The organism is Pedobacter jejuensis, assembly GCF_003725795.1.
Classification (GTDB): Bacteria; Bacteroidota; Bacteroidia; order Sphingobacteriales; family Sphingobacteriaceae; genus Pedobacter; species Pedobacter jejuensis.
The window spans coordinates 136,734-150,250 of record NZ_RBEE01000004.1 but is presented as its reverse complement, the minus strand read 5'-3'; the positions used below and the strand labels follow the sequence as shown (position 1 = coordinate 150,250).

The 13,517-nt window shown below is 35.6% G+C and carries 9 protein-coding genes; 2 read left to right on the top strand and 7 right to left on the bottom strand.

What is annotated here, in order from left to right; translation table 11 throughout:
• Positions 1-90 precede the first annotated feature (90 nt).
• On the top strand, positions 91-531 hold the full coding sequence (locus tag D7004_RS03245) for an Hsp20/alpha crystallin family protein (RefSeq protein WP_123204439.1): 441 nt from the start codon (positions 91-93) through the stop codon (positions 529-531).
• Positions 532-951: 420 nt separating this feature from the next.
• Here D7004_RS03245 and treY read toward each other — a convergent pair whose 3' ends face one another.
• Together treY and treZ are read right to left on the bottom strand one after the other, a co-directional pair.
• Complete coding sequence (gene treY / locus D7004_RS03240; protein WP_123204438.1) at positions 952-5,010, bottom strand: malto-oligosyltrehalose synthase; 4,059 nt, start codon at positions 5,008-5,010, stop codon at positions 952-954.
• Positions 5,003-6,871, bottom strand: coding sequence for a malto-oligosyltrehalose trehalohydrolase (gene treZ, locus D7004_RS03235; RefSeq protein ID WP_123204437.1), 1,869 nt, complete (start codon positions 6,869-6,871; stop codon positions 5,003-5,005). Before treZ ends, treY begins: the two co-directional genes overlap by 8 nt.
• A 155-nt stretch (positions 6,872-7,026) precedes the next feature.
• Here treZ and D7004_RS03230 point away from each other — a divergent pair, with 155 nt between their 5' ends.
• A complete protein-coding gene (locus D7004_RS03230; protein WP_123204436.1) occupies positions 7,027-7,371 on the top strand; it encodes a hypothetical protein in 345 nt (114 codons plus the stop codon).
• 83 nt (positions 7,372-7,454) lie between these two features.
• Here the strand turns inward: D7004_RS03230 and D7004_RS03225 are convergent, their stop codons facing one another.
• The 5 genes from D7004_RS03225 to D7004_RS03205 all read right to left on the bottom strand — a co-directional run bounded on the left by D7004_RS03225 (position 7,455) and on the right by D7004_RS03205 (position 13,501).
• On the bottom strand, positions 7,455-9,092 hold the full coding sequence (locus tag D7004_RS03225; RefSeq protein WP_123204435.1) for an ArnT family glycosyltransferase: 1,638 nt from the start codon (positions 9,090-9,092) through the stop codon (positions 7,455-7,457).
• A gap of 36 nt (positions 9,093-9,128) precedes the next feature.
• The gene (locus D7004_RS03220) at positions 9,129-9,404 is read right to left on the bottom strand and encodes a hypothetical protein (RefSeq protein WP_123204434.1); all 276 of its coding nucleotides are present in this window, start codon (positions 9,402-9,404) and stop codon (positions 9,129-9,131) included.
• A gap of 71 nt (positions 9,405-9,475) precedes the next feature.
• A complete protein-coding gene (locus D7004_RS03215; RefSeq protein ID WP_123204433.1) occupies positions 9,476-10,303 on the bottom strand; it encodes an MOSC domain-containing protein in 828 nt (275 codons plus the stop codon).
• Between the two features lie 41 nt (positions 10,304-10,344).
• Complete coding sequence (locus D7004_RS03210) at positions 10,345-12,471, bottom strand: xanthine dehydrogenase family protein molybdopterin-binding subunit (RefSeq protein ID WP_123204432.1); 2,127 nt, start codon at positions 12,469-12,471, stop codon at positions 10,345-10,347.
• Positions 12,472-12,487: 16 nt separating this feature from the next.
• Positions 12,488-13,501, bottom strand: coding sequence for an FAD binding domain-containing protein (locus D7004_RS03205; protein ID WP_123204431.1), 1,014 nt, complete (start codon positions 13,499-13,501; stop codon positions 12,488-12,490).
• Positions 13,502-13,517: the final 16 nt, after the last annotated feature.

Genomic DNA, 13,517 nt, shown 5'->3' with positions numbered 1-13,517 from the left:
GCATATAGCTTGATTTATCCATCACGAAAAATAAAGAGTTTAATTAATTATTAGTTTTAATCATTAAATCAAATTAAGGAGGAAAAACCTATGACACTGGTTAAATTTAATTCTCAAAACAAGAAAAATGGTGCTTTACCAGAAATGAGTAATGTGTTCGATTCTATCTTTAACGACACATTTTTTGCAGATAGATTGGTATCGCGTGTACCTGCTACCAATATCAGTGAATCTACCGATAATTTTCACATCGAACTTGCTGCACCAGGGCTACAGAAAGATGATTTCAGAATAAAACTGGATGGAGATGTGCTAACAATTTCAGTCGATAAATCTTATCAGGATGATTATCAAGACCGAAATTATGCAAAACGTGAATTTAGCTATACTTCATTTACAAGGTCGTTCACACTGCCAGAAACTGCAAACGCAGAACAAATCGATGCTAAATACAACGATGGAATTTTAACCATAAACATCGCAAAGCGTGAAGAAGCTAAAATGGTTTCTCGTCAAATCGAAATTGAATAATTTTTTTAATGGATAGCAAAGAGGCTGTATCATTTATTAAAATTTTCTAATCTGTACCGGCCAAATCAAAAACCTTTTTTACCTCACCCTATCAAAGGTTTTGATTTGGCCTTTGTTGTGCTTTCCCTCTCCTTGAAGAGAGGGATTTGCAGTCAGTGAGTGATGCACAGGTTTTAACATTCAGTTTTTTTGATGGGGTATTAATAGTCGATTTTTAAGTTGCTTAAGAAATATGAAGTTATTTTTATATTCATCATTATCAAGGGTTAAAAGCACAGTCCTTGTTTTCCCTCTCTTTCAGGAGAGGGATGTTATGACAAAACAAAAAACTACTGACATTGACAGGGTGAGGTTTAGCCGGCATTGATTTATTAGTGATAAGTGCTTTTATTAAGCACACTTAAACGTTAGCTATATAACTTAAACCCTGCCATAAAGTTCTACCATAAATTTAATCTTATCTGCAACTTTTTTATTCAAAGCTTCAGCAGAAACAACCCATCTCCAGTTTATATTATTATTTGTTCCGGGCATATTTATTCGTGCTTCGCTATCTAGTCCTAAAACATCTTGAATAGGTAAAATTGCCAATTTTGCAATGGATGAATAGCATAAACGTATTATAATCTCATTTATATTCTTCTCATTTACATGTATTCCTGTATATGCAAATAGGCGTTTGTGCAAAGCAGAATCGGTTTCATTTTTAAACCAACCTTTAATTGTATTGTTATCGTGCGTTCCCGAATACACTGTGCAATCCGGTGTGTCAAAATTATGTGTGGCGTGGATTGAATCTCCGATATGTTCGCCAAAGGCAAACTGAAGTACCTTCATTCCTGGTAACTCGAATTTTTTAATAATGTCTTCCGCTGCTTCAGATGTTTCTCCTAAATCTTCAGCAATGAAAGGTAATTTGCCAAAATGCGATTTCATGATTTCAAAAAATTCGGCACCTGGACCGTCTTCCCAACTGCCATGAATTGCATCTGTATTTTCTGCCGGAACTTGCCAGTAAGATGCAAACGCTCTGAAGTGATCTAACCTCAACAAATCGAACAATTCCATGTTTTTTTGTAATCGATTTAGCCACCAGGAATACTTATTGCCCTTCATGTACGGCCAATTAAATATTGGCATACCCCAAAGCTGGCCCAATTCATTAAAATAATCTGGTGGTACACCCGCAACTAAAACTTTGTTTAACTGCTCATCTAAAATAAAATTTTCAGGTGTCGACCAAACTTCTACCGAATCATAATCCAGATAAAAAGGTAAATCTCCAATGATTTGAATATCATTCTTATTGGCTAGAGTTTTTAGCTTTTTCCATTGGCGAAAGAAAATAAATTGTTGCCATTTTATTTCTTCTATTTCGCTTTTATACGTTTTTTCAAAATCCAGAAGGGTTTCAGCATCGCGGAATTTGTATGGTTTAGGCCAATTGTACCATTCCAAATTTTGGTGATGAGCTTTTATAGCAGTATAAATAGCAAAGCTATCCAGCCAATCGCTTTCGGTTTTGCAAAAAGTGATAAAGGCTTTCTCAAGGCTTTTCGGTCTGCTTTCACAGTAGTTTGAATATGCCGTTTTAAGTAGCTTAAATTTTAGCGTTTCTACTTTTTCAAAATCTATTTTGTTTGATATTGGTATTTTTGCAGCACTTAACTCTGCTGCTGTAATTAAGCCTTCGTTTAGCAATTCTTCCGGACTGATTAACAAAATGTTACCCGCTGTTGATGAATTGCTGGAATACGGAGAATATCCATTTTCTGCCTTGGTTGGATTTAAAGGTAATATTTGCCAATATTTTTGTCTTGATTTGTGTAGGAAGTCAATAAAATTGTAAGCGCCCGCACCCATGTCACCAATACCGAATTTTGAAGGTAGAGATGAAATGTGCATTAAAATACCTGCAGAACGACTCTTCTTTTTCGGTATAGATTTTATAATCGCAATTGGCAACTCAACAAACAGCTGATTGATTAATATGCCGTTATTTAAAATATCTTTATGCCCTTCTTTTTGATGCAACAAATTTAACCATTCTAGCGGCGCCTCTTGTGGAAGTATAATCTGCGTATTATCCCAATTGAGTTTATTAACAGGCAAATTTTGTTCTTCAGCTACTTTTGCTAAACCCACAGGTATTACCGTAATTATCCATTTTTCGTTAAGCTGGCGGGCAAATGCCAAAATGTGTTCGGCATATTTACCTGTAACTGAAATTGGAATGTATGTGCCAGAATCAAAAATTTCTTTTTCTGACTTCCTGCACTTAGCTAAAATTTGGGTTAGCCAAAGTTTTATTTTTCCTGATAACCTTTCTTCCCAAATATTTTTTAATGAAGCATTTTCATTGATGCTACTTAGTAATTCCTTTCGTAAATTATAATCAACAGGTCGTCTGTTATCTGGATCAACCAGGCTTAAATCCCAAAGCTCAGTTCCTTGATACACATCAGGAACACCAGGACTCATAAATTTTAAAGTTACTTGAGCCAAACTATTGATTATTGTAAATTCTGAAATGGAACTGATGAAATCATTTATCAACTTTAAGGCTGGATGCTCTTTATCTAAAAGTTTCTGAGTAAATTCTTTCAAATTTTGCTCATATTTTTCATCTGGATTTTCCCAGTTCGAACGTTTTTTTGCCTCTCTAAGTGCTTTTTCTATGAATTGTTCTAAGCGAATACCAATATCATCGCTGTCTTCACCTGGAAAAGGTAATGATCCGATAACGGTTTGAAAGATTAGGTAAATGTCGTTTTTATGAAGTTTTTTTAATTTTGGATAACTGTTTTGAATTTCGGTTGCAGAAACCTGAAGCTTCTTAATTAGTTCTTTCCATTGCTGCGGAACATCTGTCAGTACGTTTAACCTTGCCCTAAAATCTTCTCCTTTTTTTGTATCATGCGTCGAACTTCCATTCATACTTAAAGGCCAGTTTTTCTGTCTGTCAATCATGGTTTCATGAAATTGACTGATAGAAAGCCCAAACGCATGTGGTGCATCGCCAACTTCCGAATGCCCTACAAAACGGTTGTAGGTAAACATCAATGTATCTTCAACGCCTTTGGCCATCAGCGGACCAGTAAACTGCATACAGCGCTGGTAAAATTGACTCAGTTTCTGATTTTCTTCAGCAGTATTTTTAAGTGGCTCTTGAATAAATAGCTTATAAAATAATTCACCAACCTCTTTTGTAGCCTCTTTATCCATCATCTTTTGAATGATGCTTTGCAGTTTTTCTACATGAGTCGCTTTCTGAGGAAATTCGTAGTGATAATATCTATAAACAGGCATTTGAATCAAGAACTCTGCTATTCCTTCTTTTAAATCCCTATTGCTAATTGCATTTTCTGGTGAAAGATTTGAGGAATTAAACAATTCAAATAGATTATCCAATTCGCCTGCCATGTGTTTCCACAAAATGTTGCTTTTCTTCTGATAAATAAGCTCTTCTGGGTTTAGCTTTTTACCGATAACGTTTTGATAAAGTTTATTAAATGAATTTTCAGCTTCGGTATTGGTAAATAGGTTATTTGAAATCGCCAGGAAATCGTAACCTGTATTTCCTTCCATTTTCCAGTCTGATGGCATTTCTTCGCCATGTTCCAGAATTTTTTCTACAACCAGATATGTCTCATCACCAACTTTTTTCCTTAACATTTCCAGGTATAATTTTGGGTCGTAAAGTCCATCTATATGGTCAATTCTAAAACCTTGAAATACGCCCTTATTAAAAAGTTCGAAAATATAATTGTGGTAATCATTAAAAACTTCTTCGTGTTGAATATTAACACAAATAAGCGCATTTACCGTAAAAAACCGACGGTAATTGATATTGCTATTGGTTTCTTGCCAGTTGCATAAACGGTAATGTTGTGCATCGGCAATTTGCTGTATGAAATCTGTTTGGCTATTGCGTTTTTTAAGGTTTTCTTTTTGAAGAATATTTGCTGTTTCTTGATTTACCGGCCAATCTGAATCGCCTGCGCTTAAGAAAAATTTGCCTTTAATTTTTTTTAGAATAACATTTCCATTTTTGATTGCTTGCTGTGAATCTTCCCCCAAAAAAGGAACCATCAATCTTCCATCGCTTTTTTCAAAATCGATATCGAAAAAGTTAGCATATTTTGATTTGGAACCATTTTCTAAAACATCCATAAGCATTTGGTTTTTAGGATGAAATGCCGTGTGGTTTGGCACAATATCCTGCAACCATTTTATACCTGCTTTTTTTAATTTTTTAGAAATAGCCAGAAGCTGTTTTTCTGTGCCAATTTCTGCATTTAGTTTATGTGGATTTACTACATCGTAGCCATGTGTGCTCCCAGGAATTGCCTCAAAAATTGGTGATGCATAAATGGTGTCAATCCCTAAATCTATCAAGTAAGGGATAATTCTTTCAAAATCATTAAAATTAAAATCTTTGTGAAATTGAATTCGATATGTAGAAGATGGATTATTCATCGGTAAGTGAAAAAATTAAAACGGATTCTGGATTAATATCTACCATGCCGTTGTGCGTAAAATTTGTGTTGTTTAAGTTAGGTCCAACATACTTTTTATCTGATGAATCAAGTAAAAGTTCCCATTTATCTGATAAATTTTCTATTTCTATATTTTGAATATCAATTGAAAAATTAAGCAGACAGATTATTTTTTGGTTGGTACTTTTGCGAGTTAATACAATTGTGTTCTTGGCTTCATAGGCTTTCGCCTTAGTGCCTTTTCTATCTAATGTATTTAATGCAGCGTTATTTTTTCTTAATGCAATCAGGTTTTTGTAGTAATTGAGCATTAATTTATAATTGCCCATTGCAGGTTTTTCCCAATCGAGTTTTGAAGCCGTAAAAGCCAATTCTAATTGTGGGTCGGGTATTTCGCCCTCACTATGAAAGGCAATAAACTCTTCTTTTCTACCTTTTCGCACAGCATCAACCAATTCTTTTTCGTTATGGCTGATAAAAAATTGGAAAGGGTTGGTTTCAGCCCATTCTTCGCCCATAAAAATTAAGGGCAAAAATGGAGAAACAAAAACGGTGGCAGCCATTAGTTTTAACATTTCGAAGCTCACCAAAGTGCTGCTTCTTTCACCTAGCATACGATTGCCAATCTGGTCGTGATTTTGAGAAAAAACCACGAATTGTTCGCCTGGATTATTAGCCGGTTTGCCAAAATTTTTGTTGCGGTGTTTAGAGAATTGACCATCATACACATACGCATCATTAAACGATTTGGCGAGGTGTGTTATTCCGTCAAAATCTGCATAATAACCATTTTTTTCTTGTCCGGCAGCAACCCACAAAGCATGATGAAATTCATCAATCCATTGGGCATCCATACCATAGCCACCATGCTCAAGAGGATTTATATATCGATTATCGTTTAAATCAGACTCTGCGATTAAATAATAAGTACGTCCGGTTATTTCAGTTAGCTGAGTGGTGCGATGTTTGATTTCGGCCAAAATATGTTCTGCGCTTGAATCTTTGATTGCATGAACAGCATCTAATCTCAGTGCATCAATATGAAAATCGCGGAACCACATTAACGCATTTTCAATGTAGTAGTTTCTTACACCCTCACTGCCAAAATCATCGAAATTTATAGCACTTCCCCAAGGTGTGTGGTGTTTTTCGGTAAAGTAAGGCGCAAATTCGCTAAAATAATTTCCTTCCGGACCAAGGTGATTGTACACCACATCTAAAATTACGGCTAAACCTTTATCATGACAAGCATTTACCAATCGTTGTAATTGTTGCGGGCCACCATAACTGTTTTGCACTGCAAAAGGGAAAACACCATCATAACCCCAATTTCTATCGCCAGAAAATTGGCTTATCGGCATAATTTCTATTGCGGTGATGCCCAAATCTACCAGATAATTTAATTTTGAAATGATAGATTCGAAAGTTCCTTCTGGTGTAAATGTACCAGTATGCAATTCATAAATAAGATAGTCTTTAAGCTTAATTCCTTTCCAGTTTTGGTCGGTCCATTGATAAGAACTTGTATCAAATGCGATTGAATTTTCTTTATCTAAAAACAGAGCTGCCGGATCTGCTCGAAGCGTTTTTATGTTTTGGTTTGATAGATTTTCAGCTGCAGAAAACCTTGTGATTTCAAAACAATATCTGTTCAAGGATTTTATTTTATCAGTTTTTAAATACCAATAGCCTTTATCTTGTTTTTCCAGCTTAATAATGATATTCAATTCTTCTATCACGATAGAAACATCAATTAAATTTGGCGCCCACAACCAAATTTCTGCACTACCATATTCATCGAAATTTAAACCAATTTTTCTTTTAGATATGTCGAGTTGCATCAATTCTTAATCTGTTTTTTGGAAACAACAAAATTCAACAACTATAGTTTCGGAGAATTTATATTACAAGACCTTAAATATTTATATGTGTGATTCAAAACATACGCATGTCCTTTTCTGTTAATTAGGAGAATAAAATACCTTAGACGTAGAATATGAACGACGAGAAAAAACAAAAAGCTATTGCTTTAATAAAACAAGGATTAGAAACAGTTATGGATAGAGAATATACAGAAATTTCTGAAATTCCTACCGATGATGTGAACGAATTGCAGGTGAAATACAGTTTTGTACATGATGGTATTTCAGGAATATTTACTGTAATCGGGCAAGCCAATACTGAAGAATCTGCTACTGGCGAAGAATTAATTAAACTTTCATTGTTTAGTAAGTTTGACGAAGATTCTACGCATTACGATTCTATGACTGCAAAAGAACAAGTTGACAACGACTTATTAAATGTTGAAGAATATGTGCATCGCCATATCAACGAAGGCTAAAATCAGTTAGTAATTGCAAGTTTGGAGATGACCTCTGTTATTTCCAAACTTGTACCATTCTCATCTATATGTAACTAAACCAGTTAATTAAAAATTTTCCATAATAAAGAGTTTCCATTAGGTTTAGTGCTTTTATTATAAATTTCTTGTTGGTTTACGTTTTCTAAATTTGGATAAAAACTATACCTATCCTGTATATACTTTCGCTTAATTACATCAGTTAAGCCAGAGAGTTTATAAATCTTAATTCCATTTAAGTGTGAGTTTTCTATCTTCAATATTTCCATGAGTTGAACATGCTTTGCTAAATTAATCACTTGATTTGGTTGCTCTTTAGATAAATAAATAATACTTTCTGATTTTAGTTTTTCAGGCGAATTGAGCAGGAAACTATTATTAACCGAAATTACTTTTGGCATTTTACTGCCGCCATAATATTTTAATCCTCCTGCAATTGCATAATTATCTGTCAAAACGATGGTGTTTTCAGCATGTTTAATGTCAGCCGCAAGATTTACTTTTTTTGCCAGCATTTCCCAGCCACACATATCTGCGAAAAATTGTGGAATAGAGCCTTGAGTTCCATCTTCCCATACCAATGGTCGCGAAAAGCCTGTTAATGAAACTACATCTGATAGATATCTTTTACACTTTGCAATTGATAAAACCGGAATGACTACAGGCAAGCTAAATAATGCAAAAAGGTAAAGTGTGGCTACAAATGCTATTTGCCTATTTAACTTAAATTTTCCTATCAAAATTGCCCAACAATATCCTCCGGCCGCAAAAAATAAAGGGAAAATGCCAAGACCATAATATAGTTTGCCTTTTAACACAGCAAGAACCACAATAACGACTAGGAATGAAATTGGCCATATCAATAAAGGGTCTCTTTTTTTTTGATAGAATAGCAGGAATACAAAACCAGCAGACCAAACAGCAACACTTGCCCCATGAAAGAAAAATAGTTGAAAAAGGTAATCGCCGGGCTCAAACGAAAACGAGCCCTTACCAACAATAGTAGAATAGTGGAAAATAGGGAAGCCATGCAGCCATTGCCAGATGATGTTTGGAGCTACAATTAACAAAAAGAGTAAACCGGGCTTTAAAAATTTTTTGAATGCTGGAAAAAAAGATGTTGGATTTAATAGGAGTGAAGCAAAACCCAATGAAACCACATAAATTAAAATGGTGTATTTATTCAGCATTCCAAATGCAAAAGCGGCAGATGCGAGATAAAGGAATGATTCTTTCTTCGTTTTTTGAAAGGCAATTACGGCAAAGGCTAATAAAGTCCAGAAAAACTCATCGAATACTACCGGTTGCAGTAAATATGATGTGGCTAAAAATGATGGTGAGCAAATTATTGCAGAGCATGCAATTATTACGGCAAGCTTGCCACCACCAAGGTATTTTGCAATGTACCCAGTCAGCATAACCGTCAAAGCTGAAAATAAGCATGGAAAAATTCTCCAACTCATAATAGATGAGCCGAATAATATGGATGAAAGTTTACCAATCCAAGTTACAAATGGCGATATATCTAAAAAACCCCAGGCAAAATCTTTACTTAATTCGATGTAGTAAAGTTCATCTGCGTGTAAACCGTAAGCATTAAGGGCAATTAGATGAATTAAAAGTTTTAGGATACCAAAAGAAAAGATGAGTGTATCAAGTTTTGGGAATTGCTCAAACTTTTCATTGATTTTGGCATAGGTCATATTTTGCAAATATAGTATAGGAGTTCTACTATTTCTTTAAATATAAAACTGCTGCGAAAGACAATTGTTCTGATAGACGGTTAATTGTAAATTTAATGGTAGATCAATATCGGCATCAATTAAATTTTTAACAATTCTATCCATAACTAAAATTGGTAAATTTTCTTTAAAATGTAATGAAATGGTATCAGGAGTTTGAAAACCAATTGAAACCTGCTCGTTTTTGAAATTGCAAATCAGTTTTTCAATAACTAAAATGACTTGTTCAACAAGTATTGGTTTTAATTTAAACTGAATTTCTTTGGTTTGCATATCAATTGAAACACAATAGATTAGAAATTGATTTAAAAAAAACAGTTTATTTTTCAAAAACCATTAATCTTCTACAAGCAGATTTTTTCTTTAAATGTTTTAATTTCTAATTCCATTCCAACTCGAATAATTCCTGAACCTTGATGCAATAAATTTTGTCCGAACATAATTTTATGATTCCAGCTTCGATATGTAGAAAGTGTTTTTAATGGTTCTGCACTTTTAATAGCGGTTTGCTGGTCGACGGTAATCAGAACGCATCTGGCACAAGGTTTAACCGCAGAAAATGAAACTTCTCCAATGGTGAAATCCTTAAAGCTGTCTTCCACATGAGCTTCGCCGCCTGTAATTACAAAATTTGGTCGGAACCTATCCATTTTAATTGGCATCTGAAGTTTCGAATTTAAGTTATCAAGCGCTGATTGACCAATGATTAAGCATGGGTAACCATCAGCAAAACTTACAATTTCATTCTTTAAAGCATATTTCTTATCAACAGCTCGATGAGCTTTATCAGACATTTTCACCAGCTTTACTGGCATATTTAAGTACTCAGAAAACCAGTTGCTAACGTTTTCTGCTACCTCAACACCATTGGTTAAATCATCCCAAATGGTAACCGGGATATTGCCTCCGGTTTGTTGTTCGATTAAAAATGAGATTTTATGCTGTGAATTTTCCTTGTGCGTTACCGTTAAGGAATCATCCATAATATTTACTTGTAATAAAGATAGCTGCGGATATTTTCTTTGAGAAATGAACATTCCTTCGCCATCAATTAAAACCCATCTTCTATCATATCGAAGACCTCTTTCCTCAATAATCGACTCTTCTAACTTTATTCCACCTAATGATTTTATCGGGTAAATGTAAATGGCAGAAAGGTGTAATTTATCCATGCATTAAAGATAGCAAAGAGTTTAATGCAATTCAAAAGTGTTTAAATCAACTTATCTGGTGTAGTTGGCAATTTACGGATGCGTTTTCCTGTAGCGTTAAATATTGCATTTGCAATGGCTGCAGCAACACCAACAATGCCAACTTCACCGATACCTTTTACACCCATTTTATTAGGGATTTTATCATCTTCATTAATAAACATGGCATCGAGTTTTCCGACATCTAAATTTGAAGGCACGTGATAATCTCCAAAAGAGCGAGTTGCGAAATTGCCCCATCTTGGGTCGATAACAGATTCTTCACTTAAGGCCATACCAATGCCCCAAATATTTCCGCCAATAATTTGAGAACGGGCAGTTTTTGGGTTCAATATTTTACCTGCACCGGTAACAGCTAAAAATCTGGTAACTTTTACCATTCCAGTTAATGCATTTACCCTTACTTCGGCAAAGTTTGCATTAAAACTATGTGCAGAATATTGGTCTGCTTCCTTTGGTGCTTTGGCATCAACACGGGTTTGAAATTCGCTAATGTTTTCCGAAACCATTAATTGGTAGGCTGTAGGACGAACAAAAAACTGTTTTCCAGATTTAACCAAAAGTTCATCGGTTATTTTTGTACAGGCATCGTTTACGGCATTTGCAAAACTTGCCGCTCCTACAGAACCAACAGAACCTGCAGCAGGAGGTAAGTTAGAGTCGCCGAGTTTTACCGTAATGTATTCTAAAGAAATTCCCAATCCATCGGCTGCAGTTTGGGCCAAAATGGTATTGGTTCCTGTCCCTAAATCGGATGCAGCAATTTCTACAGTTGCTAAAACGTTAGCTCCAGATTTTGTTAATTTCACAATGGCAGAACTATCTCTTTGTCGGGCAGGATAGGTGCCGCAGGCAACACCATAACCAATTAAATCATCGCCAATTTTGTTGGTTCCAGGTGTCGGTTTTCTCTTTTCCCATCCAAAAGCTTTGGCGCCTTCTTTTAAACACTCAACTGTTTTTCTTGATGACCATGGTTTGCCGTTGGATGGATCTTTTTGAGGTTCGTTTTTTAATCTCAATTCAATCGGATCCATCTTTAATTTATGAGCCAACTCATCCATTGCTGATTCTAAAGCGAAACTTCCTGTCGATTTTCCTGGTCCACGAGTATAAGTTGGCAGAATAATATTCATAGGCGCCACCTTATAAGAAATTAATGAATTCGGCACCTCGTACATAATTTTAGAGCAATCTCCACAAGGTTCTAAAAATTCATTATCAATAGCAGTTTGTGTGGTAGTTTCATGTGCAAGGCTAATTAATTTGCCTTCTTTTGTAGCACCTAAACTAATTTTTTGAATATTTTGTTGCCTTAAACCAACCGAGTTAAACATTTGCTGGCGTGTCAGAGCCAATTTTACAGGGCGGCTAATAGCTTTGGCAGCAACAGCGGTAAGAATTAAGTTTGCCCATTGCCCACCTTTTGAACCGAAGCCTCCACCAATAAATGGAGATACAATTCTAACTTGTTCGGGTTTTAAATTGAGTGTTTCGGCGGCAGCAGTTTGAGCACCATTGATGATTTGAGAGCCGTTGTATAAAATAACTTTATCATCTTCCCAAACTGCAATGGTAGAATGTGGCTCCATTGGGTGATGGTGTTCAATTGGTGTTTCATATATCTCTTCAACCTTTATTGCAGCAGTATTTAATGTGCCTTTTGCATCTCCACGAACTAAATCTGCAAGCTCTTTTCCTTTTGGTGTTGCTGCTGACGGAGCTAATTTTTCAAAATCGGTTTTACCCTCTTTCTTTTGGTAATCAACCTTAATTAAATGAGCTGCATGCGTTGCCTGTTCAAAAGTTTCGGCAACTACTACACCAATATTCTGACCGTAAAAAAGAATTTCGGGGCTTTGCAACAAGGCTCCGCCACGTATCCCGCCTTTCTCGTTAAGTTTTGGAGCGTTTTTGTGAGTGATAACGGTAAGTACACCTTTAGCTTTCTCCGCCAACGTTGTATCGATGTTCGTAATGGTTCCAGCTGCTATCGTACTTTTAAAAATTACCGCAAAAGCCATGTTTTTAGCCGGGTAATCCGTAGCGTAGGTTGCCTTGCCTGTTATTTTTAAAATTCCATCAATCCTGTTAACGGCTTTACCAATCGATTTATTTTTTTCTTCCATGATGATAAATTGTAAACTATGCTTTACTATCCGTTCCTCTCAACGCTATTTCTAAAGCGCTAACTATTGTGTTCTTACCCAAATCAACCTTAAATTTATTGTGTGATAAGGTCTTAGCATCAACCATTTCTGCCTCTGCTGCAGCTTTAAAATTGGCTGTTGTTGCCGCTTTGCCTTTTAGAAAAGCCTCTGACTTTAAAGCTCGCCATGGTTTGTGTGCAACACCACCCATAGAAATATGTGCAGAAACAATTTTATTGCCATCAAGCTCTAAACCGGCTGCAACAGATACTAAAGCGAAAGCGTAAGAATTACGGTCGCGAACTTTTACGTAAGCCGAATGTGCTGCAAATTTGTTTTTCGGAATTTCAATAGAGGTGATTAAATCTCCTCTATTAAGATTGTTATCTTTTTCAGGATGATTTCCTGGTAGCCTATGAAAATCTTGTATCGGAATGCTTCGTATTTTACCATCAGCCTGCATAACTTTTACATTTGCATCCAAAGCAGATAGTGCAATTGCCATATCTGAGGGATAAACTGCTACACAATCTTCCGACCAGCCAAATATCGCATGCATCCTGTTAATGCCTTCTTTTGCTGCGCAACCCGTGCCTGGAGAACGCTTGTTACATGGCATTGCCGTATCATAAAAATAGGAGCACCGTGTTCTTTGCAACAAGTTGCCTCCGTTTGTAGCCATGTTTCTAATCTGGGCTGAAGCACCGGCTAAAATTGCCTTAGTTAATAATGGAAAATTTTGACGGATAAGCTGATGATTTGCAGCATCTGTATTTTTTCCAACAGCTCCAATGGTAACACCACCATTGTTTAATCCAGTGGTAATTGCTGAAACTGATGTCAAATCTAATCTGGTTAAATCAATTAATTCATCAGGTCTTTCAACGTCCTCCTTCATCAAATCAATTAGATTTGTTCCGCCAGCTAAAAAATGTGCGTTTGGATTTTTTACCAAAAGATTTGTTGCGTCAGAGGTGCTGTTCGTGCTGGTATATTTAAATGGTCTCATAATTTAGTATCGATTA

What these genes read in the sequence shown, in the direction of transcription:
- D7004_RS03210 (WP_123204432.1), bottom strand. Translation starts at nt 12,471, where the DNA reads ATGGAAGAAAAAAATAAATCGATTGGTAAAGCCGTTAACAGGATTGAT.
- treY (WP_123204438.1), bottom strand. Translation starts at nt 5,010, where the DNA reads ATGAATAATCCATCTTCTACATATCGAATTCAATTTCACAAAGATTTT.
- D7004_RS03205 (WP_123204431.1), bottom strand. Translation starts at nt 13,501, where the DNA reads ATGAGACCATTTAAATATACCAGCACGAACAGCACCTCTGACGCAACA.
- treZ (WP_123204437.1), bottom strand. Translation starts at nt 6,871, where the DNA reads ATGCAACTCGACATATCTAAAAGAAAAATTGGTTTAAATTTCGATGAA.
- D7004_RS03220 (WP_123204434.1), bottom strand. Translation starts at nt 9,404, where the DNA reads ATGCAAACCAAAGAAATTCAGTTTAAATTAAAACCAATACTTGTTGAA.
- D7004_RS03245 (WP_123204439.1), top strand. Translation starts at nt 91, where the DNA reads ATGACACTGGTTAAATTTAATTCTCAAAACAAGAAAAATGGTGCTTTA.
- D7004_RS03215 (WP_123204433.1), bottom strand. Translation starts at nt 10,303, where the DNA reads ATGGATAAATTACACCTTTCTGCCATTTACATTTACCCGATAAAATCA.
- D7004_RS03225 (WP_123204435.1), bottom strand. Translation starts at nt 9,092, where the DNA reads ATGACCTATGCCAAAATCAATGAAAAGTTTGAGCAATTCCCAAAACTT.
- D7004_RS03230 (WP_123204436.1), top strand. Translation starts at nt 7,027, where the DNA reads ATGAACGACGAGAAAAAACAAAAAGCTATTGCTTTAATAAAACAAGGA.